The organism is Providencia sp. UF-224, assembly GCF_058245955.1.
Genome location: NZ_JBSICC010000003.1, coordinates 115,159 through 137,435, shown reverse-complemented (window position 1 = coordinate 137,435; position 22,277 = coordinate 115,159). Strand labels below are relative to the sequence as shown.

Sequence of the window (22,277 nt, the reverse complement as noted above, 5' to 3'; positions counted from 1 at the left end):
GCTTTTTTATGGAATAAAACTATGTCTCTGTATGTTTATTGCACGTTATCGAATGACCAAAATTACTCGGTCACCGATGGCAAAGTGTTTATTGCCGGCCAAGCCAACATCATGACTAAGCACATGTATACCCCGCGCGGGCGCGTCACGGAAATCAGTGATGAACAATACGTCCAACTCAAAGATAACCACGTTTTTCAGTTACACAAAGAAAACGGGTTTATCAGCGTTGAAAACCGCAAAGAAGATCCTGAAAAAGTGGCCACCAATATGGAGGCTAGCGATAAGTCAGCGCCAGATACCGTGGAATCATTGGAAGCAGAAAAACAAGCGGTCCCGAAAACCAACAAAAAGGGTAAATAATGATGGAGGCGAGCACATTTCCCCTAACGTCATTTCGTGTGCTCTATCCATCGTTTAATGGTGTGAGTGATGATGACATTTATATTATTGCTCAATCTGCCTTAAATTACTTTTCTCCCTGCAGGGGCGTATGTACTAACGAACTGTGGATGTTGGTTGTTGCTCATATGCTATCACTGCGAAAGTGGATTGCGGATGATGAATCCCCAACTGGTGTTGTGACTAGTGTGACCATCGATAAAGTCAGCGTGTCATTCTCTGCGCCCCCTGCGGGGTCTGATTGGTCACACTGGTTCAAAATGACCACCTATGGCCAACAGTTCTTAGCACTGATAAAACGCTGTAGTGTGCCGCAATACATCGGTGGTGCGGGTGAACGCTCGGCATTTCGCGGTGTGGGTGGCCGGTTCACACGAGGGGGGCGGTTACGTTAATGACGAAATTAGCTCAGTTGAAAAAAGTCTATGATGAGTTAGCCAAGAAACAATTGAAAGTGGGTTTCTTTGAACACTCGAAGTATCCCGATGGTACGCCCATTGCCTATATTGCCGCTATTCAAGAGTTAGGTTACCCCGCTGGTGGCATTCCTCCCCGTTCGTTTTTTCGCCCGACGATGAGCGATAAAAAAACAGAGTATGGCCAGTTGATCTTCCGTGTGGCCAAAGCGGCGGCCGCTGGCAATATTTCTGTTACCGATGGGCTAACCCAAGTTGGTGCAAAGGCGGCTGGGGATGTGAAACTGGCCATTAAAGCGGTAACCACACCTGCCTTGGATGATTCAACGGTAAAAGCCAGAGCAAGACGTCATAGCAAAGGTAAATCCACCGATAAGCCCTTAGTGGACACGGGACAGATGTTACAGGCCGTCAGTTTTGCCGTGGAGGATAAGTAATGTTCGGAAATTTACACCGTATCGCTTCTCGCTATATTCCTCAGCAAACGGCCCTGTGGTTTCGCTTTAAAAAGCGTGAACCCGATGAGCGAGGGCATGACCAAAACCAATATCATGAGCCGGTTGATATTCGTGGCAGTTGGCAAGCAGTTGATACCCAAGATGTACAATCAATGGGTTTTGATTCAAGCCAGGTTTATCGGCGTTTTTATACCTCCCATGATATCAAGGGCATTCAGCGCGGTACGTCTCCCGATTACCTTGTTTTTAATGGCAAGAAATACGATGTGATGGGGGATGCGGATTGGTACGAGCAGGACGGCTGGAAATCGGTGATTTGCATTGAGGTAGGGGCCTATGACGGATAATGACGTTGATATTGCCATTCGCAAACAGTTATTACGGCAGCTGGCCGAAGTGGGTATTGATATCCCCGTGAAAGCGGGTTTTCAATCCACCAAGCAAGGCCGTGAAGATAATATGGTGATGTTCTTTTCCATCAATGAAAGCGGGCATGGGTGGCAAGGTCGCCATTACAATGTCCAAGGCAACAATGCCAATCACCAAGAAAACCAATTATCGGAAAAAACGTACCAAGTTCAGGCATTCATTACCCAATTAGGCCCATATACCGCCAATGATATTACCGCCATTGCCCGAATGGTTGTCAATTCACTGCCTTTTGTGACCACACTGAGAAAGCAAGGTATTGGTGTACAACGGGCAACATTCGTTCGCCAGCCTTACTTTGTGAACGACTATGGTGACTACGAACAAAACCCCTCGTTTGATTTTAATGTGACTTTTAAACGCTCTCTTTTCCCTGATACAGCTGCCATAAGCGCGCTCTATCCTGATATCCACCGCATATAAGGTTTTATTATGCCAATTAAACAAACTCGATACGTTGATATCGCATCGGCGGTTATTGGCGCGTCTGCTGTTCCGATGCGTAAATTAACCGGTCGCCTATTTTCCACTAATCCCAAAATTCCCGCAGGTAAAGTTTTAGAGTTCGCCAGTGGTCAAATAGAGGATTTACTGGGTGTTGATTCTCCTGAAGCCCATTTTGCACGACAATATTTTAGCTATGTTAGCCCTGCACCAGTGAGTAAGCCGAAGGAATTACAAATTGCTTCTTATGAGCCCGTCGGGCGAGCACCTACGCTATTTGGTACCAAAGCCGCCGCGTTAGCAGATTTAAAAATTATTGCGGATGGGACGCTATCAGTCACGATTGGTACCGTCACTAAAAGCTACAAAGATATTGATTTGTCAGAAGCGAAGTCCTATGCGGATATTGCGTCCACCATTCAAGCAAAGCTCAATGCAGAAAGAGAACCGCAATTTTCCAGTAGCTATTTGACGTTTAATTCACTCGATAGCGCCTTTGAGCTGAGTGGCGGCGTGCAAGAACGCGCATCCATTAGTGTTGAATATTCGGTGCTGGCGAATGCTATGGGGCTGTCTTCCGGTACTGCATCTGAAGGTAACCCTGCACAAACGCCGCTGGAAGCCTTTATGGTTGCCGAGCAGGTTTCCGATTCATTCGGCAGTGCGACATTCTTGGATGAGTTGACGTTAGAGCAAGCCGTGCCGTTGGCGCAGTATGTTTCCGGTGAAAACGTCAAATACCAGTTACATATTAGCGTGAGCGAAAAGCAGGTTGAAGATTTTAGCGCAGCGTTGATGGGAACCGCTTCTGTGGGGTTAAGCCTCAAAACAGATACCAACTATTTTATTCAAACCTTACCCATGGCCGTTATGGCGGCGACGGATTATGACCGAACCAACGCCACGACAAACTACATGTTCCGTCAATTAGGCGTCACGTTCCCTGCGCAAGTGACCACAGATAAAGCCGCTGACCGATTCGATAAGCTGCGCGTGAACTATTACGGTGAAACCGCGATAGCTGGCTCACAAATTCGTTTCTATCAGCGGGGCTTCTTGTGCGGTGGTGCGTCTAATCCGCTGGATATGAGTGTGCACGCTAATGAGCAATGGCTAAAAGCCTATATCGCTCAGCAATGGTTTAACGTGTTATTGGCCACACGCGGTGTTCCTGCGAATAAGGACGGTGAAGCGCGTGCGTTGATGGTGATCGCCGGTGCGGTCACTAAAGCGATTAATAACGGCACAATTTTAGCCGGTAAAACGCTGAGTGACGTACAAAAGCTGGCGATTGCGGATGCGTCTGGCGATGACCTTGCTTGGTATGACGTACAGGATAAAGGCTATTGGTATAACGCGCAGATTGTTGAAAACACGGATGAAAGCGACTTGCCTGAGTATGTCATGAAATACGTGCTGATTTACGGCAAAGGCGATTGGGTTCGCAAAGTCGAAGGCTCACATAATTTAGTCTAGGAGTAGAACATGCATGATGTATCTGCAACCGGCTTGAGTTTTACCATTCAAGCCAGCAAAACCTTTCCCACTGGGATTTTAATTACCGCCTTTGCTGACGATGCTGACCCACTGGATTTACCGGCTGTCGATATTGCACAAACGGGCATGGACATTAATGGTAACTTGGTGAGTTGGTCCACACCGACACCACAAACCGTCACCATCAACGTTTTAGCTGGTAGCGAAGAAGATCAAAACTTGTCGATTTTGCTCGAGGCGAATACCGCGAAAAAAGGGCGCCGACACGCAGGGGATATCATTACCTTTGTGGCGTCTTACGGTGATGGCTCAACGGTCACAGCGCGTAACGGCAAAATTACCAATGGCAGTCGTGGCAACTCTGCGGCCTCTGCGGGACGTTTGAAATCCAAAGCCTATACCTTTGTGTTTCAGGATTTCGACAGTACGCGCGTCCGTTAATTCATTTCAATTTCTGGCGGGGTTCCCCGCCTTTTTTATCGGTGTTTACCATGTTGATTAAACCTAAAGAAGTGGCTATCAAAGACGTTGATGGCGTTGAAAAGCTATTTGTAATTAGTCGCCTGCCGGCTACAGTCGGGCGTGAAATCCTAGCCAAATATCCGTTATCTAACGCCCCCAAAATTGGTGATTATGAGGTCAGCAAAGAGGCCATGTTAAAAATGATGGCCTATGTGTGTGTCACTATCGATGGTGAAGAAATCCCCCTTAAAACACAAACACTTATTGATAACCATGTACCCGATGGCGAATCGTTGATCCGCTTAGAGTTGGAAATGTTGAAGTACAACACCAGTTTTTTCGGGGGCGACGGGAACTCAGGCTTCCTCCACTTCCTGCTCAGCAAGGTAAGCGGTTCACTCCCGTCGATTATAAAAACGCTGATGGGTTCTTTGCCGTCATCGTCAGCGAACGCCTCGCCACCTTCACCGAACTCAAAACCTCAATAGATTTAGAAGAAGCAATGGACCTGTGGGAAATTGCCATTACTAACCGTTATAACGAAGCCCTTGCGGCTTCAAAGGATCGCTAATGTCATTAATGGATACCTTTGTGCAGGTCTTTGAGTTTGATACAAGGCAAGCGGATGGGGCATTTAAAAAGGTGCAACGTTCGACCGATGACATTATTGATGGCATGAAACAAACCCAACAAGCGGCGCAGCAAAGTTCACTGACCATCGGGAGTGTCATGACGGAGCTTTGGCAATCGTTGCAAGGGCTGTCGACTGAACATGCCATTTTGTTCACCACCAATGCCAGCGAGGTCAGTGCTGAGACAAGCCAAATCGTGGCTCGGTTAGATGCGGTGAGCTCATCATTAAGCGCATTGGATGAGCAACGGCAAAATGCAGACGCTGCTTGGGTCTCCGGGGGGAATGCGCTAGGGGATTGGGGGCAATCACTGCAATCTGATATCACCCAATTAAAAAATGACCTCGGCTCGTTATCGGTGGGTGACCAAAAAGCGGCATTAGAACAGGTAAAAGGCTCGGTCTGTGAGTATGTTAACGAGCTGCAAAAAATCCCGACCACCACGGCCGATGGCGCCGCAGAAATTGAACGTGTGATGGCAGACTTACGCCAATCGGTGCAAGGCTTATCGGTTGAACATTCGATTGATTTTGTTACTAATGCAGATGAGGTTATTGCCCAAACAGGCTCGGTTAAAACACAGTTAGAGACAGTAACAGATTCGATGGCCAGCCTTGAGGCACAGCGGTCAATATCTGATGCAGGCATGCAATCCACTCAGGGTGTTTTGGGCGAGCTCGATGCAAACTACCAGGCACTACAACAAGACGTCATTCAACTTAATCAAGGTGTCACCGACCTCACGTTAGCCGAACACCAAGGTATCACCGCGAAGCAACTGTCCAACGCTATTATTCAAGCACTGCAAGGTAATTACAGCGAGTTAATTCGTCTTGTGGATTCGATGAAAGTGAAGGGAATTGAAGCAGCGACCAGTGAAATTAAAGCACAGCAATCCGTGCAAAAAGCCCTTGAGAATACCGAAACCAAATACCAGCAGGCGGGTAATACGGTCATGTCGTTTGCCAAAAAGGCATTGGGGGCGGTTGGTTTATTGATGGGGGCGACTGCTTTGGTGGGGGAATCGATTTCACGTTCGGCTGATATTGAAACCCTCGACAAACTGGGTAAAAAAATCAATGTAGCGACTGCCGATGTGGACGCTTTCGCGGGTTCAATAGCTGAACTGGGCGGTACGCGTGATGCGGCTCAAGCGGATTTATCCGCGATGGCCAAATCGTTTGGTTTTGCGAAAAACACTATGGAAAAAGTACTTCAGACTGCAGATAAAGTGCAGGGCATGAAGTTCGACAAAGCCAAGGCAACGCTTGCGGGGCTGGGCGTGACGGATGATAAAACCGTCGAGCTGATGATGAACGGCCGCAAAGAGCTCGAGCGCATGATGGGCATTCAAAAGGAATATTCTGGTATCAACAAAGAGAGTATTGAACAATCCATCAAATTCAACAAAGCCATGCAAGGCTTTAAGCAATCATCAGGCTTACTGAAAAACAGCTTTCTTGAAATGGTGATCCCGATTTTAACCAAAGGGTTAGAGTGGATTAACCGCTTTGTGAGCTTTTGCAAAGAAAACAAGTCGCTTATTGTGGGGTTCTTTATTGCAATAGGTTCGGCTATTGCGGCGTTTTATGTGCCTGCCATGTTATCGGCGGCGGCAGCGACTTTGGCAGCAACATGGCCCATCTTGGCGATTATCGCGATTATTGCCTTACTGGCTGCGGCGTTTGCCTTAGTCTATGACGATATCATGAACTTTATTGACGGCAATGATTCGATGATAGGCCGTATTTTGGATGAATACCCCGAACTTAAAGCGGTCATTATTGCGTTGTGGGAAGCGTTTAAAGCCTTCTTTGATTTTGTCATCGCCTTGTCTCAGGTCGTTGCCGATGTGGCAGTGTCAGCTTTTAACTTTATTGTTGATGGTGGCAAGCAGTTATGGGCATGGCTCACGGGTTTTATTAACGATTTAGCGGATTGGGGCAAGCAATTTGAAGGCGTCTTTACGGTGGCTTCTGATGCCGTTGTCGGGATTTTTAAGTGGCTATGGGCGCAAATCAAACAGTATTTAGGTTGGATTAATGACGGTTTAGACGCGATTAAAAATGGCTGGAGTACCGTCAAAGGGTGGTTTGGTTTTGAGGATGCACAAGTGACTCAAACGGTTGAACGCAAAATCACGACTGACGGCACGATAGAGCACCAAATCCCCGAACAGCCCACGTTATCTGAAGAAGATACTGCGTTGTTAGTAAAAGGGCTGAGCCAACAAATTAATGGCATGTCAGCTAATCCAATCAACCCGATGACCAGCCAAGCCATCAGTAATCAATCCAGTACCACCAATGAAACTAACTTGTCAATTGGTGAAATCAAAGTGGAAACTCAAGCCACGGATGCGCAAGGCATGGCTAATGGCACGAAAGATGCGTTGCAATCCCAGCTACAAGATTTAGCCCATCAAACCAGTTCGGGGGTAAGCAAATGATCACCGAGGTGAAAATCTTCAATGTCGATAACTTTTCGACGTTATTTGAAACGGCCAATCCAATTCAAATTAACGTCCGTGACGAACACAAAGCAACACAGTTTACCGTTGAGTCGGGGGAAACACGCAGTGACCATGTGGTGGTTCAGCCAGTCGAAATTGGTATGGATTTAATTTTAGCTGGCGAAATGAAAAGCGCCTTTGAAACCCTACAGCAAGCCTACGATAAGCATCAGTTAGTGGGTATCCAAACGCGGGTGAAAACCTACCAACCGATGTTGCTAGTGAATCTCTATCACGATGAAATTCCAGAGATGGCCGATGCGATTAAACTCTCGCTGCGCTTTAGTGAGTGGCGAACGGTTGAGCCAGAATATGGCGACCTGCCGCCCCGTAAGGTGGCAAAAAAAGAGCAATCGAGCACAGTGAATCGCGGAAAAGTGCAAACGTCCACGGTACCAGACAAAAAGAAAAAATCGGCAGCAACCAAAATTGCTGACGGTGAATTTACGTTAGGGTGGTGACCCATGCAAGAGATCCCTTTAAATGCCATACCTAATCAACGTTTGCGCGTGAGCCTTGGCGGTGACGAGTGGGAGCTGACGATTAAAGTGGCGCGAACAACAATGTGTTGCGATATCAAGCGCAATGATGTGGTTTTACTGCAAGGTATTCGTGTGATCCCCAATCAACCGCTGATCCCCTACCGCTATTTATCGGGTAACGGTAATTTCGCCTTTATCACTGAAAATGATGAATATCCGTGGTGGGCGCAGTTTGGCCAATCACACAGTCTTGTTTGGTGGGGTGAAGATGATTGATTTACGCCGTATCCGATTAGGCATTGAAGTTAATGGTCGGCTGCAATGGTATGAGGGGCTGCGAATTCGAGCCAGTGGCACTAAATATGCCAATCCCCTGCAGAATGAATGCACGGTCAATATCGATGGCCTCAATGCGACAACGCGCAATATGTTGCTGACCGAAACCAGCCCTTACACCCAAGCGAAGAAACCGCACCGTTTAATTGTTGAAGCGGGACGCGCCAGTACGGGCGTATTTCGCATTTATGTGGGGGATATTGTTAGCGCAGAAATCGCCTCACCGCCCGATGTGACACTGACCTTAAAAGCGAAAACCAACAATACCAACGCGCGTGACATTGTTTCTTCATCGGGTAGTGCAATAAGCAAAATGAGCGAACTAGCCAAGAACATTGCACAGGATTGCGGGGTTAAATTGGACTTCCAAGCGACTGATAAAAATATCGCTAATTGGTATTTTTGCGGGCCAGCGCTCAAACAAGTCGAGCGACTGCAAGATGCGGGCAATGTGAAAGCGTTTATTGACGATGACATGTTGTATGTGAAAGACCAGGATAAAGCGTTAAGTGGCCGCTTGCGTATCCTCAACCAAAAATCGGGCATGGTCGGTATTCCTAAAGCCACGGAAAAAGGCGTCGATGTCACTTATTTAATTGATAGCGAGTCGTCATTGGGTGGCATGTTACGCCTTGAAAGCCAGTTTAATCCTGCCTTAAATGGCGACTACATTATCGAACAACTTAAGTTCGATATTGCCTCTCACGACGATCCCTTTTTTTACCAAGCGACCTGCAAACGAGTGTAAACCATGAACCAACCCAATAGTGATATTGCTAGCGAAGGCAGCTTGGCAGGGCAGCTCTCGGCCGCATTTCGTAACTTTTTGATGAACATCGATGACATGCTTCCCTCTGTGGTGATGAGTTATAACGATAAAACTAATCGAGCCGTGATTAAGCCCTTAGTCATGATGGTATCGACAGAAGGCCAAAAAATCGGGCGAGCAGCGGTACCGAATATTCCCGTTTTTCGTTTTGGCGGCGGTGGCTTTTTTATTCGCATGCCGATCAAGGCGGGTGATTTCGGTTGGTTAAAAGCCAATGACCGAGATATCAGCTTGGTTTTTCAACGTGGCGGTTTAGAAGATGAACCCAATACAGCACGGTTACATACCTTTAGCGATGCGATGTTTTACCCCGACACCCTGAAAGGCTGGCTAATTGATGGTAAAAACGCTGATGCCTTGGTGATCCAGTCCATGGATGGTTCTGTGTGCTTGTCATTGCATGCAGGAAAAGCGGTTTTAGATTCGCCCGTTCTTGAAGTCAATGTGCCCGAAACTACGTTTAACGGTAATGTCACGGTGAATGGTAATCAGGCTGTAAATGGCAACAGCGACTCAAATGGTGGCACGATGAAACACAACGGTAAAGATATCGGCTCAACCCATAAACACAGCGGTATTCAAAGTGGTAATAGCAATTCAGGAGTCCCCGTATGAAGACATTTAATGTCAACAGTAGTAACGACATTCATCTTGGCAATGATGGAAACTTATCGATTGTGAGTGGTGAACGGGCATCGAAAAACCGTTGTGAGCATTACGTCAAAGCACTCCGTGGTGAAATGCTACATAAACTCGATATGGGCATTCCGTACTGGAAAACCACCTTTGGGCGACAGGCGGACATTCCGTTATTTGAAGCAGCGTTTCGTGACCGAATGCGTGAATTGGATGATGTGATATCGGTCGTGTCATTCTCGGCATTAATCGCAGATAACTCGCTGAACTATACCGCGGTGATCCAAACCATTTATGGGGAGATAACGCTCAATGGCTGATTATCAATATCTCACGTCACAGGGTGTAATTGTGCCGGATACCAGCACCTTACGTGATGACGTTGAAAACGAATTTAAAAGTGTCTTTGGCCAGCAACTGGATGTTAACCCCGAAACCCCACAAGGGGCATTGATCACCATGGAGGTCGAAAATCGGGACGCCGTTGTGCGCAACAATGCTGAACTGGCCAATCAAATTAACCCCGATTTAGCCGGTGGTATTTTCCTTGATGCAATATGGGCTTTAATGGGGGGACAACGTTTTGATGCGACTCACTCCTTTTTATCACAGGTGAAATTCACGGGTATTGCCGACACCATTATTCCCAAGGGATCACAAGCCGCCACACTGAATGGTGATTTATTCGAAACTACCAAGACTTTAATTATTGGCAAAGATGGCTCAGTCACTGGGGATATGCGCGCTATTGAAACGGGCGCGATTGAGTGCGGTGTGGGCCAACTCAATAAAGTAGCCAGTTCGGTATTAGGTTGGGAAAACGTTCATAACCCCAGCAATGCGGTGTTGGGTCGAGATGCCGAATCAGACCTACAATCAAGGCGACGACGCAAGCAGACGTTAGCCAAAAACACCGTCAGTGTGGGAGAAGCGATTACCTCTGCATTGTATGAACTTGAGGGGGTTCGTTCGTTGGCCTATCGAGAAAATTACACAGACCAACCGATGATGTTTGATGGGATCACGTTAGTTCCCCATAGCATTTATGTGTGTGTTGAAGGGGGCGATAAAGAGGCGATTGCTCGTTCACTGTTGCGCACAAAAACACTCGGTGCGGCTTTTAACGGCAGTGAAGAAGTTGAAGTATTGGAAAACATCAGCGGCCAAATTTATCCCGTTAAATTCGATAGGGCGAAAGAAATTGTGTTGTTCTGCCGAGTAACGGTGAAAAAAGCCACCGTCGATGCACAAACGATTATTCCCGCCGCAGTTGAGTCATGGGCAAATGGGGATATCGATGGCGAGGGCGGTTTAGTGGTGGGGCGCGATGTATCACCTTTCGAAATATCAGCCGGTATCAATGCTGTCGAACCTCGGTTGTTTATTACACGCGTCGAACTTTCAACGGATGGCAAAGCCTGGTCTTCAAATAACTATGAAATCAAAATGAATGAGGTGGCAAGGCTCAAACGCAGTGCGGTACAGGTGGTGCTGGTATGAGCAAAATTCAATCATTTGATTTTCATTCTGATTTATTAAAGGCGATCCTTTGGCAATATGAAGATGCGGAAAATCTCAAAGCAATAGCTAAATACAAAGCAGACTATTTTGAACAATCCACTGTCCAGTTTTGGCGTGATTGGTACCGTGATGTGTTTAATATCGATACTGCGAACGAGTTTGGGCTGAATATTTGGGCGCGCATACTCGATGTGCCGTTGGGGATTGATGTCCCCCCGAGCGATAAAACGAAAATCGGTTTTGGTTTTGGTAAAAAGAATGCCAATTTCAAAGGCAACTTTCGACGTAATGCCGATTACACTTTATCGCTGACGGTCGACCAAAAGCGTCTCATCGTGCGTATGCGTTATTTTAACCTTACGCAAAGCCCCACGGTCACCCATATTAACGAATTTCTTAAACGGTTCTTCTGGCAGGACGACAGCAAGGTATTTGTGCTTGATCCGCTGGATATGACCTATCTGTATTACGTGTTTAATTTCAACCCGGACGAACGTTTACGGGTTCTTCTTGAAAACTTTGATCTTATGCCTCGCCCATCGGGTGTGGGTGTTAAATACCGTATCGTGACGAAGAAAGCTTTCGGTCACGGCCAATATCGCAAAAACTTCCTTAGCAGTAATTTCGGAGCCTAAAACTCATGACAAAAATCTTTAAAATCCCCTTTGCAACACAAGGGGACAGGACTTCTATTCCCGATGATGTGCAAGCCGATGGCGCAGTTTCTTACACGCAAGGTTATAGTTACGATTATGAGCGTGACCAACAAACTGACCCTGCGGCCAAAGATATTGAACGTGAAAAGATGAACGGCATGTTTCACGATATCACGGAAGCCATTGGAGAGCTGCAGAGCTTTGGTTTTCCTAAGTGGGCAGCAGAAGGCAAGCCATATCCTATTCGCGCCATTGTTTATCATAAAAACAAGACGTGGCAGTCGAAGATTGAAAATAACAATGCTGAACCTGTCTCAGGTACCGCATGGCAGGAACTGAAAGCCGATTTAAGTGCGGGTGATATCAATGTTTATAACAAAACCGAATCTGACAAGCGTTTCCAACCGTTAGGTAATTACCAAGCGGCAGGTTATAGCTATTCTAAAGCCGAATCTGACACCAAGTATCAACCTAAAGGCAACTATGCCCCCGCAGGCAACTACGCACTTAAAGGTGAAAGCTACACGAAGGCCGAAGGGGATACACGATACCAGCCAAAAGGCAGTTATCAACCATCAGGGGACTATGCCTTAAAAGGGGATAGTTATACCAAGGCTGAGACCGATGGTAAGTATCAACCTAAAGGCAGCTATCAAGCAGCAGGCTATAGTTATTCAAAAGCGGAGTCTGATACCAACTATCAACCTAAGGGCAATTATGCCCCTGCGGGTAATTACGCTCTCAAAGGCGAAAGCTACACCAAAGCGGAAGGGGATACACGGTACCAAGCTAAGGGGAATTATCAACCATCGGGGGATTATGCAACAAACACAGCACTCAATAACGGGCTTAATAATAAGCTCAATACAAGTAGTGTCGTCCAATCGACTGGCGCATCAACAACTAGCGTGATGAGTCAGAAAGCCGTCACTGATGCATTACAAAACGCGGTCAATCTTAATACCATTTACCCTATTGGTATTGTGGTGTGGTTCGCGCAAAACAAGAACCCCAATACATTATTCCCTGGTACGAAATGGCAATACATCGGCGAAAATAAAACTATTCGATTAGCTGCAGCGAGTGGTGCGAATGTGTTGACAACTGGTGGCTCTGATTCAGTGACGTTAACGGCTTCACATATGCCAGCTCATAGCCACAGTTTCTCAGGTTCAACATCCTCTGCGGGGGGACATACTCATAATAGGGGAACAATGAACATAACAGGCTCATTGGCTCTTGGTGGGGGAAAATCAGAATCACAAGCACCGGGCTTTGCTTCCGGCGCATTCAGTAAATCGACACGAAGTCTCAAAGTAAATACCGCTTCTGGCGTCGTTAATGCGGATGTAACTCAGATTAATATAAGCGCTGCTAATGCATGGACTGGGGATACATCAAATAGTGGAGCACATAGTCATACAGTGACAGGAATGATTGGTAACGCGGGAAGCGGTGCAGCTGTAAATATAACTAACGCTTATATTATGTTGATGGGGTGGTATCGAGTTAGTTAAAAATAATAAAAAAGCCCACCGAAGTGGGCTTTTAGTAACTTTCAAATGCGCGTGCATTTCACGTGCACTTTCTAGCCTTAATGTTGCCAGTGTCTAGTCCAACTGATTTTGCTAACTTCCTGTTTTTAAACCTGTTGTCCTATCACTGACCCACCAAATTTGGTGGAGCTGGCGGGAGTTGAACCCGCGTCCGAAATTTCTACATCCTCGGTACTACATGCTTAGTCTAGTCTTTAAATTCATTTGCCAACTGCGGACAGACACGCCATCAACAAACTATCCTGATTAAGTTTAACGCTTCAACCCCAGGCAAGGCATCCACGCGATCTCTTTTGGGTTTGACTTCTCTTGATCCCCGTCCTAAGAGCGGAGGCTAGGGAGAGAAGGCTCTAAGCAGGTTATTAAGCTGCTAAAGCATAGTTTTCGTCGTTTGCGACTATTTTTTTGCGGCTTTTTACGAGGCCAACCGCCCCTCGGCATGCACCTTGGGTTTCGCAAATCCCGTCGAATCCAGAATCAGCCCCAAGTTGTTGAACGCAGTATAACAGAAAATTATCCTATAAAGCTAGGACTTAGCGATTAGAATGTTTCATTATACGTGCTTTATCGAGTTGCCATTCACGTTCTTTAATATCTGAACGTTTATCATGGGCTTTTTTACCCTTAGCAACACCGATTTTTACTTTACACCATGCATTCTTCCAATAGAGAGAAAGTGCGATGACGGTGTAGCCTTCACGGTTAACTTTACCATAAAGGGTGTCTAATTCACGTTGATTTAACAAAAGTTTACGACTACGTGTTGGGTCACAGACCACATGAGTAGATGCAACATTGAGAGGCGTAAAGTTAGCACCAAATAAATAGGCCTCGCCATCTCGAAGTAATACGTAACTGTCACCAATGTTAGCTTTGCCAGCACGTAGTGATTTAACTTCCCAACCTTGTAGGGACAAACCCGCCTCGAACTCCTCTTCGATAGAATATTCGTGGCGAGCACGCTTGTTCATTGCAATTGTTGCTGAACCGGGTTTATATGGTTTTTTCTTTGTCATAGTGCATTCATTATACTGTAAGATGCGTTGAATGAAATCTTTCTGCGCTGATATTTTTTTGATTGTGCATTTCTTGCCCTGTGCGGGTTTTGTTTTTTGTTTAACCAATCAATAGTGCTATTATATGCGCAGTTTTTAGGGATAGGAATTGATATGCCACAGATTAGTCGCTCTGCGTTAGTCCCTTTTAGTGCAGAACAAATGTATAAACTCGTAAATGATGTGATTTCATACCCAAGTTTTTTGCCTGGGTGTGTGGGGAGTCGTATTATCAGCCATAGTGCTGAGGAAATGACGGCTTCTGTTGAAGTCTCAAAAGCGGGAATCAGTAAAACGTTCGTTACTAAAAATGTACTTGAAGATAATCAATGCATCCATATGCAATTAGTAGAAGGTCCATTCAGTAAACTATCTGGTGGATGGAAGTTTATTCCTTTAAGTGCCGATGCTTGTAAAATTGAATTTCACCTTGATTTTGAATTTACCAATAAACTCATTGAGTTGGCATTTGGAAAAATATTTAAAGAACTGGCCAATAACATGGTTCAGGCTTTCACACTAAGAGCTAAGGATGTCTATAGTGTCTGATATCAATGTTGAAGTGGTGTATGCACTACCTGAGAAACAATATTTATTATCTGTAAAGCTTACTGATGGTGTGACTATAGAAGAGGCAATTGTCGCTTCTGGCATTCTTTCTTTGCGTGATGATATTGATTTAAAGAAGAATAAAGTAGGGATATATAGTCGTCCAGCGAAGCTTTCGGATGTAGTGCAAGATGGGGAACGGATTGAAATTTATCGTCCTTTACTTGCAGATCCTAAAGAGTTACGCCGTAAGCGTGCTGAAAAATCAAAAGAAGCGAAAAAAATTTAGGCTTTGTGACATTGATAAGCCGAGCTGTTGCTCGGCTTTTTTGTATTCGTCACTCAGTAACAGCTATGACACAGTGACAAACATAGCTAACCGCCGGTGAATAATCGGGGGGTTAGTTACGTTTTAGTTATAGATCAATGTGTCCATACTTTTAGTCAGCTGTTTTAGCCTCAGCTGCTTCCATAGACTCTTGAGCTGCAAGATTTTTCTCATTTTTGATGTCAGTAAGGATACCGTTGCGATCAAAAATAAGTGTCAAAGTCTCTTGTTTAACAGGATCATGCCCCAGTTCTTGACGGAATACATAATACCAGGTTTGAGTACCAAACGGGTCGGATAACATTGGTGTGCCCAAAGTATAAGCGACCTGTTGCTGAGTCATTCCTTTTTGGATCTTAGCAACATCTTTCGCTGTGAGGTAATTACCTTGGTTAATGTCCGGGTGATAGACAAGACGTTCCATCATTGAACAGCCCGTAGACATTAATGCGAGTGATAGTGCAGCAGCAGTTAACAATTTATAACGCATGGATATCTCATTCCTTTTGGAGTCAGAACATCAATGATAATCGACATTGATACATTTTAAAACCTTCCTTATCGACTCTAAGACCACACGAGCGCAAAAAAGTTGTCAAAAATTATGCTGCAAGCAACTCTTTTGCATTTGCTAACGTATTTTTTGTGACTTCAGAACCCGCTAAAAGCCTTGCCAGTTCTTGTAATCGTGCTTTTTTATCTAGTAATTGCATATGTGTTTCGGTGTCAACGCCATTTGTTTCTTTACTCACATAAAAATGATGATGGCCGCAACCTGCAACTTGAGGTAGGTGGGTGACGCACATGACTTGCGTTGATTCACCAAGCTCACGTAGTAATTTACCTACAATGGCAGCAGTTGGACCACTAATGCCGACATCCACTTCATCGAAGATTAATGCAGGGGTATCCATTTTTTTCGCAGTGATCACTTGGATTGCAAGTGCTATGCGAGAAAGTTCGCCCCCAGAAGCGACTTTTGCAAGTGCTTGGTGTGGTTGCCCTGGGTTGGTTGTGACATTAAATTCAATCTTACAAGCACCATCAATTTGAAGTTGTTCAGGTGCAAATTTTACATCAATCGTGAATAAGCCATGTGGCATAGATAGCTGGTGCATGCTGCTAGTAATAAGTGTGCTAAGTTCTTGCGCATAATGTAAACGAACATGATGTAAGCGTTCAGCACAAGCCAACGCTTTTTGGTGATCAGCAAGGACTTGTGAGTTTAATGCTTCACAGTCTTCATTTTGGTTGGCGATTTGCGTTTGTTCAGACAAAAGTTGTTGAAATAATTCAGGTAGAGCTTCGGGCGCAATGTGATGTTTACGCGCTAAACTGATTTGTTTAGAAATACGCTGCTCTAGTTCAAACAAACGATTAGGATCAAGTTCATATTGGTCGCAGTAGTGTTTTATTTCATCACTGACTTCGCTGACTTGTATCGATGCCTCTTCTAGCATATCAAGTAAGCCTGAAAATTTAGGATTTAGTGCGACGAGATCCGTTAACTCATTTTTTGCCATGTTTAGCAGGCTGATGACATTGGCATCATCATTCTCAGACAAAATTTGTGCGGCATTCTGCCCAATTGTTAAAAATTGACCATGATTAGCAAGCTGTTTGTATTCTTGATCAATTTCTTCGAATTCCCCCTGAACAGGAAGAAATTCATTGAGTTCTTTTAAGTGATAATCCAATAATTGCTGACGTGATTCACGTTCTTGCATTTGTTTTTGAAATACAGCAAGTTGTTGGCATGAATCATGCCATGTTTGCCAAGCTTGCTTCATTTGTGCAAGCAGGTCTTGCTGGTTTGCATAGGCATCAAGCAGAGATTTTTGATGTGCAGTATCAAGCAATAATTGATGTGCGTGTTGACCGTGGATTTGAATTAATAGGGTACCTAATTCTCTAAGTTGGGAGAGTGGAACCGAAACACCATTAATAAACCCACGTGAACGACCGTCTGAGGCAATAGTACGACGCAGTAAGCATTCATTTTGGTTATCAAGTTGATGCTCTGCCAGCCAATTCGCTGCCATTTTTGCATCTGATAAAGAAAAGCGAGCGCAAAGATCAGCTCGTTGAGCGCCTGGACGCACCATATTGGCTTCGCCGCGGTTACCTAAACACAGGCCAAGCGCATCAATTGCAATAGATTTACCCGCACCTGTTTCACCAGTGATGGTGGTCATACCGCTACGAAAATCAATTTCTAGCTCACGAACGATAGCAAAATTATTGATGGTTAATTGGGTAAGCATCTGCGCTCTCCTGTAAAAATACACACCTGTGTTTTCATACAGTTTAGCCTGTTTTTTTATACAGTAAAGAGGCAGAGCAAAAAAACTAGAAAGTTTTTTTCGCCCACCCTAATTTTGAGCTTAATGTATTGAAATAATTATAGTCTTGAGGATGCACAAGATTCAGACTTTTATTACTACGTTTTACAATGACCTCCTCACCATCTTGAATTGGTAACATGATTTGGCTGTCACAGCTGACTTCATAATCAATATTGGTGCGTATAAATTTTAAGCGAATACTGCTATCGCTACTTATAACTAACGGGCGTGATGATAAGGTATGCGGGAACATAGGAACTAAGACAATAGCATCTAAATTAGGGGTTAAAATAGGGCCTCCCGCGGATAGAGAGTAGGCTGTTGAGCCTGTCGGTGTGGCAATAATTAACCCATCAGAACGTTGTGAGAATGCAAATTTATCATCAATATAGACTTCAAACTCAATCATATGAGCAACTTTGCCGGGGTGGAGTACGATTTCATTAATCGCACTGCTCTTGCGTGCTTTTTGATTAGGCTTAATGACTTGGGCTTCAAGAAGAAAACGTTTTTCTTCACGATATTCGCCTTCAAGCACGCGTGAAAGTTGCTGTAGGGCATTATCGGGGTCTAGGTCAGTGAGAAAACCTAAATTTCCACGATTCACACCAATAACTTTATTGTTATAGCGAGATAATATACGAGCTGCACCTAACATGTTACCGTCACCACCCACTACGATGACTAAATCGGCTTGTTGGCCAATTTCAGTTAACGTGCCAGTTGTCGCATTCACTAACTTCAAATCCTTAGCGACTTGCTTGTCAATAATGGCATGGTAATTTTTTGAAATTAACCAATGATAAATAAGTTCATGAGTTGCTAACGCTTCAGGATGCCTTGGGTGCCCGACAATGCCTATCGTTTTGAAGTGAGAATGTGCTGTATTATTGTCCTTTTGCATACTTTTTTGGCCTCTCATTGTATGACTTCCCTTGAATCCCTGTATTAGATCCCCATAATACTCTCATATATGGGATTAATGCTAAATACGCGGAGATATTCATGAGTAGTAAAGACCAAAATATGCATGATGAGCAAGCTTCTGAGCAAAATGAATCACAAAAAGTGCAAACAGAGCAAGAAATGGATGTTCAGCAAGCTGAAGAAATGCAAGCAAACGAACAAGCGTTAGCAGCGCGTATTGCTGAGCTTGAGGAACAATTAGTGGCTTCTCAAAAAACAGAACGTGAAGCGATGTTACGCGCACATGCTGAAATTGAAAATATTCGTCGTCGTACGGAGCAAGATATCGAGAAAGCGCACAAATTTGCACTTGAGAAGTTCTCAAATGAGCTTTTGCCTGTGATTGATAATTTGGAACGTGCTATCGATGCCGCTGATCGCGATAATGAGCAATCTAAAGCGATGTTAGAAGGGTTAGATTTAACGCTGAAAACGTTCTTAGATGCTGTCGCTAAGTTTGGTATCGAACCTGTGGGGGATGCGAATGTACCATTCAACCCTGAAGTTCACCAAGCAATGACAATGATTGAATCACCTGATCACCAACCTAATCATGTGATTAACGTGATGCAAAAAGGGTATACGTTAAATAACCGATTACTCAGACCTGCAATGGTTATTGTTTCGAAATAATTGTTTAAATGGGATACATGTGTATCCCATTCTTTTTCTTACCTAAAACAGGCAGCTATTCATTAATCACAGGGTTCCAGTCAATTGGCGCTTTGCCTTGTTGAATTAAAATTTCATTCGTCTGTGAAAAATGACCACAACCTAAAAAGCCACGATGAGCAGAAAGTGGAGAAGGGTGAGGTGCTTTTAAAACGTGATGGCGTTTGGTATCGATAATTTTGCCTTTTTTCTGAGCATGTGAGCCCCAAAGTAAAAATACGACGCCTTCGGTATTTTCATTAATCGCTTCAATGACTTTATCTGTAAATGTTTCCCACCCTAAATGGGCATGAGAATGCGCATTACCTTGCTCTACAGTGAGCACAGTATTTAATAGCAACACACCTTGCTGCGCCCAACTGAGTAGATAACCATGTGATGGTCGCGTAAACCCTGCGATGTCTTTTTCGAGTTCTTTATACATATTCACAAGGGATGGAGGTGGCTTAATACCCGGTAAAACTGAAAATGAGAGTCCATGAGCCTGTCCTGGCCCGTGGTAAGGGTCTTGGCCTAAGATAACGACTTTAATATCTGCAAGTTCGGTATAGCGGAAAGCATTAAAAACATCATCTTGTGGCGGATAGATAACTTTGCCAGCTTGGCGCTGCTGCGCGACATAGGATAAGGTTTCTTTAAAATACGGTTTTAATTTTTCAGGGCCAATGACGTCGTGCCATGTAATGGTATTTGACATGAAATTTTCCATAACAATGAATGTTGGCTGGCGCAATTTATAACTGAACCAAATGATGGTAATAAGCTTACTGGTTCGTTGAGCAGAGATAAAGCCCTGATCTTTATAATTCATTTCAAATTAATTTGAAAATTTATAAAAATAATTAAAATGTCATCATGATGAATATTGATTTAAATCATAAAGTTGAACTGGTTTGGTTAATTGCTATACGGAATAATTGATAAATATCAAAGAAAATGACCTATTGAGCTGGTATAAAATACTCAGAGACATTGGTTAGACCAAATATCCAATTGCAAATGTATATAAGATTGATGGTTAATGCAGCTTTGATTGATACAAAAATCGAGCGCAATCTAGTTCGAACGTGGAGGTCGACATGATTACAGGTATTCAAATTACTAAAACTGATAATGCAGCATTATTGAATTCTTTCTGGTTACTGGATAACGAGAAAAATGAAGCGCGCTGCGTTTGTGCTAAAGCTGATTATAATGAAGGCCAGATCGTTGCTAAAGACGAATTAGGGGCTTTTGAGTACCGTGAAGTGCCACTGGAAATGAAACCAACTGTCCGTGTGGAAGGTGGTCAGCACTTAAATGTTAACGTATTAAGTCGTGAAACATTAGAAGATGCAGTGAAAAACCCAGAAAAATATCCTCAGTTAACTATCCGTGTTTCAGGTTATGCAGTTCGTTTTAACTCGTTAACCCCTGAACAACAACGTGATGTTATTACCCGTACTTTCACTGAAAGTTTGTAATAAAGTTTAAACACTATCACATCTAGCATAATGTAATAAATTCTAAAGCCATTGATATCAATGGCTTTTTATTTACCTCTAATAAAGTTGAGTATTTCTCTTCAACACTATTTAGCATTCAATATTCTTCCAACATACGCATTTGTTAGGGAGAATCTATGCCTTTATCAATACAACCAACACTAGACTCATTGGATGAGCTTTCTCTCGCTAGGGAAGGTTTAAGTATCTATTTGCAAAATCACAGTTTAGATATTCCACTGTGTGAAAGAGAGCGCTGGCCCCAAAATATGACAAAAGACCATTTTTGGGGCTTTGATGCTCAAAAAAAAGACTATATTTTGGCTTTATTGTCACATGGAGCTTACTACAAAGACTGGCAACACATTTTGGGAGTGGAAAGATTAAATACGACACAACTTAACGTATTAGGAATTGATGCGGAGTTATTGGGAGATGAGTCTTCAGGGTTTCAAGCCAATATATGCCGATACGATAATTTATACATACTCTGCTTTGCGGGAACAAATGACATCGTTGATTTTTACGCCAATATTCGCCAAGGTCTTGGTCAATATGAGCCGCAATACTACCAAGCAGTTGGTTTAGCTAATATTTTGTCTAATTCAGTCAATGGAAAGATGATTTGTACAGGGCATTCATTAGGTGGTGGCCTTGCATCAATTGCTGCATTAGCCAGCCAAAGCCCAGGAGTTGCATTTAGTCCAGCTGGTCTTGCAAAGAATACTGTAAACCGAATTGGGCTCGATTATGACATTGCGGAACAAATAGCGAGAGACGGGCTGATCCGGTTTTATACCGTACAATATGACTGGCTTGACTCATTACAAAATACTTTACCTATCCCTTCAGCGCTGGGAACGCGTATTAAAATGGCTTATAGCGAACAGAGTTCTTGGAAAAATTGGTTACCGCACCGATTATTAACAAGAAGTTTTATTGCCCATTCGATGGTGAAAATCATTAAAATGATGTGTAAACATAAACCGTGGAATAATTGGAATGCAATTACAGGGGAATATGATAAAGAGGTGGAAATTCCGTTAAAATTATTTCCGGCGGCTGATGAAAAACAAAATATAAATTGGCAAGAATGTTGTAAGAGTGCAATTAAAAAAGGCAATATTGTGGAGTTTTCAAATCTTATAAAAAGCCATGATAAATCTTGCGATATTAATTTTCTCGCTCAGCAATCGGCTAGGGCAATAAATGGGCAATTTATGCAAGTCTTGCTTGATTCCCCTTATGGGCAAGCGATTAAGAGTTCACAGTTAACACAACATAAAAGTATTTTACATCTAGCCGCGCAAAGTGGCCGAGTGATGCAGTCCCAAATACTGTTAGAGAATGGTTTGCTGGTTAATATTAAAGATAGTTTAGGTAATACGCCATTGCATGATGCTTTAAATAGTCATGCATTAGATGTGGCTGAATTATTATTAGCCAATGGAGCCGACTGGCGAACGAAAAATAACCAAGGACTAGATTGCAAAGATATAATCGAAAATCACATAATCAAACCAGAGCTATTAACACCAGAAGGAAAAAGAATGCGGGATAAAATAGTCAATATGATGGGATAAAATAAAAAACGGGCCGAAACCCGTTTG

The 22,277-nt window shown here is 43.9% G+C and carries 27 protein-coding genes, 1 other RNA gene and 1 pseudogene; 23 read left to right on the top strand and 6 right to left on the bottom strand.

The features are described 5' to 3' along the window. The first annotated feature begins 21 nt into the window (after positions 1-21). From AC4IFO_RS04700 to AC4IFO_RS04615, 18 genes and pseudogenes are all read left to right on the top strand, one after another. Entirely contained in the window at positions 22-363 is a 342-nt protein-coding gene (locus AC4IFO_RS04700; protein WP_181468536.1) for a hypothetical protein, read from the top strand. 2 nt (positions 364-365) lie between these two features. Beyond that, positions 366-797 (top strand): DUF4054 domain-containing protein, encoded by a 432-nt coding sequence (locus tag AC4IFO_RS04695; RefSeq protein ID WP_080972721.1) that lies wholly within the window; start codon positions 366-368, stop codon positions 795-797. Continuing rightward, positions 797-1,255 carry a hypothetical protein gene (locus AC4IFO_RS04690; protein WP_181468535.1) on the top strand — a complete coding sequence of 153 codons (459 nt, stop codon included), beginning with the start codon at positions 797-799 and terminating at the stop codon, positions 1,253-1,255. Before AC4IFO_RS04695 ends, AC4IFO_RS04690 begins: the two co-directional genes overlap by 1 nt. Next, positions 1,255-1,623 (top strand): phage collar protein, encoded by a 369-nt coding sequence (locus AC4IFO_RS04685; protein WP_181468534.1) that lies wholly within the window; start codon positions 1,255-1,257, stop codon positions 1,621-1,623. Before AC4IFO_RS04690 ends, AC4IFO_RS04685 begins: the two co-directional genes overlap by 1 nt. After that, complete coding sequence (locus AC4IFO_RS04680) at positions 1,613-2,128, top strand: phage gateway protein (RefSeq protein ID WP_181468533.1); 516 nt, start codon at positions 1,613-1,615, stop codon at positions 2,126-2,128. The genes AC4IFO_RS04685 and AC4IFO_RS04680 overlap by 11 nt, the downstream gene beginning before the upstream one ends. Before the next feature lie 9 nt (positions 2,129-2,137). Beyond that, entirely contained in the window at positions 2,138-3,625 is a 1,488-nt protein-coding gene (locus AC4IFO_RS04675) for a DUF3383 domain-containing protein (protein WP_286210470.1), read from the top strand. 9 nt (positions 3,626-3,634) lie between these two features. Further along, positions 3,635-4,087, top strand: coding sequence for a phage tail fiber protein (locus tag AC4IFO_RS04670; RefSeq protein WP_096863412.1), 453 nt, complete (start codon positions 3,635-3,637; stop codon positions 4,085-4,087). A 50-nt stretch (positions 4,088-4,137) separates the two neighbouring features. Beyond that, positions 4,138-4,596 (top strand): hypothetical protein, encoded by a 459-nt coding sequence (locus tag AC4IFO_RS04665; protein WP_181468531.1) that lies wholly within the window; start codon positions 4,138-4,140, stop codon positions 4,594-4,596. An 82-nt stretch (positions 4,597-4,678) separates the two neighbouring features. Further along, positions 4,679-7,189, top strand: a complete 2,511-nt coding sequence (locus AC4IFO_RS04660; protein ID WP_490732228.1) for a phage tail tape measure protein — start codon at positions 4,679-4,681, stop codon at positions 7,187-7,189. Then, complete coding sequence (locus AC4IFO_RS04655) at positions 7,186-7,713, top strand: phage baseplate protein (RefSeq protein ID WP_181468530.1); 528 nt, start codon at positions 7,186-7,188, stop codon at positions 7,711-7,713. The genes AC4IFO_RS04660 and AC4IFO_RS04655 overlap by 4 nt, the downstream gene beginning before the upstream one ends. A 3-nt stretch (positions 7,714-7,716) precedes the next feature. Then, a complete protein-coding gene (locus AC4IFO_RS04650; RefSeq protein ID WP_181468529.1) occupies positions 7,717-8,010 on the top strand; it encodes a phage baseplate plug family protein in 294 nt (97 codons plus the stop codon). Then, the gene (locus tag AC4IFO_RS04645; protein ID WP_181468528.1) at positions 8,003-8,818 is read left to right on the top strand and encodes a baseplate hub protein; all 816 of its coding nucleotides are present in this window, start codon (positions 8,003-8,005) and stop codon (positions 8,816-8,818) included. The genes AC4IFO_RS04650 and AC4IFO_RS04645 overlap by 8 nt, the downstream gene beginning before the upstream one ends. Positions 8,819-8,821: 3 nt before the next feature. Then, positions 8,822-9,514: a Gp138 family membrane-puncturing spike protein gene (locus AC4IFO_RS04640; RefSeq protein ID WP_181468527.1), complete on the top strand. Its 693-nt coding sequence runs from the start codon at positions 8,822-8,824 to the stop codon at positions 9,512-9,514. Further along, positions 9,511-9,855 carry a contractile injection system sheath initiator gene (locus AC4IFO_RS04635; protein WP_181468526.1) on the top strand — a complete coding sequence of 115 codons (345 nt, stop codon included), beginning with the start codon at positions 9,511-9,513 and terminating at the stop codon, positions 9,853-9,855. The genes AC4IFO_RS04640 and AC4IFO_RS04635 overlap by 4 nt, the downstream gene beginning before the upstream one ends. Beyond that, positions 9,848-11,035 carry a baseplate J/gp47 family protein gene (locus tag AC4IFO_RS04630; RefSeq protein WP_334001518.1) on the top strand — a complete coding sequence of 396 codons (1,188 nt, stop codon included), beginning with the start codon at positions 9,848-9,850 and terminating at the stop codon, positions 11,033-11,035. The genes AC4IFO_RS04635 and AC4IFO_RS04630 overlap by 8 nt, the downstream gene beginning before the upstream one ends. Next, entirely contained in the window at positions 11,032-11,691 is a 660-nt protein-coding gene (locus AC4IFO_RS04625) for a DUF2612 domain-containing protein (protein ID WP_334001519.1), read from the top strand. Before AC4IFO_RS04630 ends, AC4IFO_RS04625 begins: the two co-directional genes overlap by 4 nt. 5 nt (positions 11,692-11,696) lie before the next feature. Next, positions 11,697-12,077: pseudogene (locus tag AC4IFO_RS04620) on the top strand (phage baseplate protein); the annotation flags it as partial. 546 nt (positions 12,078-12,623) lie between these two features. After that, a complete protein-coding gene (locus tag AC4IFO_RS04615) occupies positions 12,624-13,229 on the top strand; it encodes a phage baseplate protein (RefSeq protein WP_490732426.1) in 606 nt (201 codons plus the stop codon). Between the two features lie 160 nt (positions 13,230-13,389). Here AC4IFO_RS04615 and ssrA read toward each other — a convergent pair. Beyond that, positions 13,390-13,753, bottom strand: a transfer-messenger RNA (tmRNA) gene (gene ssrA / locus AC4IFO_RS04610). 48 nt (positions 13,754-13,801) lie between these two features. Beyond that, positions 13,802-14,284 (bottom strand): SsrA-binding protein SmpB, encoded by a 483-nt coding sequence (gene smpB, locus AC4IFO_RS04605; protein ID WP_206082532.1) that lies wholly within the window; start codon positions 14,282-14,284, stop codon positions 13,802-13,804. A gap of 153 nt (positions 14,285-14,437) precedes the next feature. On the opposite strand from smpB, the gene AC4IFO_RS04600 reads away from it, so the two are divergent. Further along, complete coding sequence (locus AC4IFO_RS04600; RefSeq protein WP_490732223.1) at positions 14,438-14,872, top strand: type II toxin-antitoxin system RatA family toxin; 435 nt, start codon at positions 14,438-14,440, stop codon at positions 14,870-14,872. Next, positions 14,865-15,161: an RnfH family protein gene (locus tag AC4IFO_RS04595; protein ID WP_490732221.1), complete on the top strand. Its 297-nt coding sequence runs from the start codon at positions 14,865-14,867 to the stop codon at positions 15,159-15,161. Before AC4IFO_RS04600 ends, AC4IFO_RS04595 begins: the two co-directional genes overlap by 8 nt. A gap of 151 nt (positions 15,162-15,312) precedes the next feature. Here the strand turns inward: AC4IFO_RS04595 and bamE are convergent, their stop codons facing one another. The 3 genes from bamE to nadK form a co-directional block, all read right to left on the bottom strand. Further along, positions 15,313-15,690, bottom strand: a complete 378-nt coding sequence (bamE, locus tag AC4IFO_RS04590) for an outer membrane protein assembly factor BamE (protein ID WP_490732219.1) — start codon at positions 15,688-15,690, stop codon at positions 15,313-15,315. 112 nt (positions 15,691-15,802) lie between these two features. After that, positions 15,803-17,464 (bottom strand): DNA repair protein RecN, encoded by a 1,662-nt coding sequence (gene recN, locus AC4IFO_RS04585; RefSeq protein ID WP_490732217.1) that lies wholly within the window; start codon positions 17,462-17,464, stop codon positions 15,803-15,805. Positions 17,465-17,549: 85 nt separating this feature from the next. Then, positions 17,550-18,449, bottom strand: a complete 900-nt coding sequence (gene nadK, locus AC4IFO_RS04580) for an NAD(+) kinase (protein ID WP_490732424.1) — start codon at positions 18,447-18,449, stop codon at positions 17,550-17,552. Positions 18,450-18,550: 101 nt separating this feature from the next. Between nadK and grpE the strand changes: the two genes are divergently transcribed. Then, a complete protein-coding gene (gene grpE / locus AC4IFO_RS04575; RefSeq protein WP_490732215.1) occupies positions 18,551-19,144 on the top strand; it encodes a nucleotide exchange factor GrpE in 594 nt (197 codons plus the stop codon). Positions 19,145-19,199: 55 nt separating this feature from the next. On the opposite strand, the gene ung is transcribed toward grpE, so the two are convergent. Next, on the bottom strand, positions 19,200-19,880 hold the full coding sequence (gene ung, locus AC4IFO_RS04570) for a uracil-DNA glycosylase (RefSeq protein WP_490732214.1): 681 nt from the start codon (positions 19,878-19,880) through the stop codon (positions 19,200-19,202). Positions 19,881-20,262: 382 nt separating this feature from the next. On the opposite strand from ung, the gene grcA reads away from it, so the two are divergent. Then, the gene (grcA, locus tag AC4IFO_RS04565) at positions 20,263-20,646 is read left to right on the top strand and encodes an autonomous glycyl radical cofactor GrcA (protein WP_042844740.1); all 384 of its coding nucleotides are present in this window, start codon (positions 20,263-20,265) and stop codon (positions 20,644-20,646) included. A 158-nt stretch (positions 20,647-20,804) separates the two neighbouring features. Next, positions 20,805-22,250, top strand: coding sequence for an ankyrin repeat domain-containing protein (locus AC4IFO_RS04560; RefSeq protein WP_490732212.1), 1,446 nt, complete (start codon positions 20,805-20,807; stop codon positions 22,248-22,250). Positions 22,251-22,277 lie beyond the last annotated feature (27 nt).

Bases quoted from the DNA above. Each gene is read 5' to 3' on its own strand.
- AC4IFO_RS04560 (WP_490732212.1), top strand. From the start codon at position 20,805: ATGCCTTTATCAATACAACCAACACTAGACTCATTGGATGAGCTTTCT.
- AC4IFO_RS04645 (WP_181468528.1), top strand. From the start codon at position 8,003: ATGATTGATTTACGCCGTATCCGATTAGGCATTGAAGTTAATGGTCGG.
- AC4IFO_RS04655 (WP_181468530.1), top strand. From the start codon at position 7,186: ATGATCACCGAGGTGAAAATCTTCAATGTCGATAACTTTTCGACGTTA.
- AC4IFO_RS04630 (WP_334001518.1), top strand. From the start codon at position 9,848: ATGGCTGATTATCAATATCTCACGTCACAGGGTGTAATTGTGCCGGAT.
- AC4IFO_RS04665 (WP_181468531.1), top strand. From the start codon at position 4,138: ATGTTGATTAAACCTAAAGAAGTGGCTATCAAAGACGTTGATGGCGTT.
- AC4IFO_RS04625 (WP_334001519.1), top strand. From the start codon at position 11,032: ATGAGCAAAATTCAATCATTTGATTTTCATTCTGATTTATTAAAGGCG.
- AC4IFO_RS04680 (WP_181468533.1), top strand. From the start codon at position 1,613: ATGACGGATAATGACGTTGATATTGCCATTCGCAAACAGTTATTACGG.
- AC4IFO_RS04650 (WP_181468529.1), top strand. From the start codon at position 7,717: ATGCAAGAGATCCCTTTAAATGCCATACCTAATCAACGTTTGCGCGTG.
- AC4IFO_RS04640 (WP_181468527.1), top strand. From the start codon at position 8,822: ATGAACCAACCCAATAGTGATATTGCTAGCGAAGGCAGCTTGGCAGGG.
- bamE (WP_490732219.1), bottom strand. From the start codon at position 15,690: ATGCGTTATAAATTGTTAACTGCTGCTGCACTATCACTCGCATTAATG.
- AC4IFO_RS04615 (WP_490732426.1), top strand. From the start codon at position 12,624: ATGAGTCAGAAAGCCGTCACTGATGCATTACAAAACGCGGTCAATCTT.
- AC4IFO_RS04660 (WP_490732228.1), top strand. From the start codon at position 4,679: ATGTCATTAATGGATACCTTTGTGCAGGTCTTTGAGTTTGATACAAGG.
- nadK (WP_490732424.1), bottom strand. From the start codon at position 18,449: ATGCAAAAGGACAATAATACAGCACATTCTCACTTCAAAACGATAGGC.
- AC4IFO_RS04670 (WP_096863412.1), top strand. From the start codon at position 3,635: ATGCATGATGTATCTGCAACCGGCTTGAGTTTTACCATTCAAGCCAGC.
- AC4IFO_RS04675 (WP_286210470.1), top strand. From the start codon at position 2,138: ATGCCAATTAAACAAACTCGATACGTTGATATCGCATCGGCGGTTATT.
- AC4IFO_RS04690 (WP_181468535.1), top strand. From the start codon at position 797: ATGACGAAATTAGCTCAGTTGAAAAAAGTCTATGATGAGTTAGCCAAG.
- AC4IFO_RS04695 (WP_080972721.1), top strand. From the start codon at position 366: ATGGAGGCGAGCACATTTCCCCTAACGTCATTTCGTGTGCTCTATCCA.
- grcA (WP_042844740.1), top strand. From the start codon at position 20,263: ATGATTACAGGTATTCAAATTACTAAAACTGATAATGCAGCATTATTG.
- recN (WP_490732217.1), bottom strand. From the start codon at position 17,464: ATGCTTACCCAATTAACCATCAATAATTTTGCTATCGTTCGTGAGCTA.
- AC4IFO_RS04635 (WP_181468526.1), top strand. From the start codon at position 9,511: ATGAAGACATTTAATGTCAACAGTAGTAACGACATTCATCTTGGCAAT.
- grpE (WP_490732215.1), top strand. From the start codon at position 18,551: ATGAGTAGTAAAGACCAAAATATGCATGATGAGCAAGCTTCTGAGCAA.
- AC4IFO_RS04700 (WP_181468536.1), top strand. From the start codon at position 22: ATGTCTCTGTATGTTTATTGCACGTTATCGAATGACCAAAATTACTCG.
- ung (WP_490732214.1), bottom strand. From the start codon at position 19,880: ATGTCAAATACCATTACATGGCACGACGTCATTGGCCCTGAAAAATTA.
- AC4IFO_RS04685 (WP_181468534.1), top strand. From the start codon at position 1,255: ATGTTCGGAAATTTACACCGTATCGCTTCTCGCTATATTCCTCAGCAA.
- smpB (WP_206082532.1), bottom strand. From the start codon at position 14,284: ATGACAAAGAAAAAACCATATAAACCCGGTTCAGCAACAATTGCAATG.
- AC4IFO_RS04600 (WP_490732223.1), top strand. From the start codon at position 14,438: ATGCCACAGATTAGTCGCTCTGCGTTAGTCCCTTTTAGTGCAGAACAA.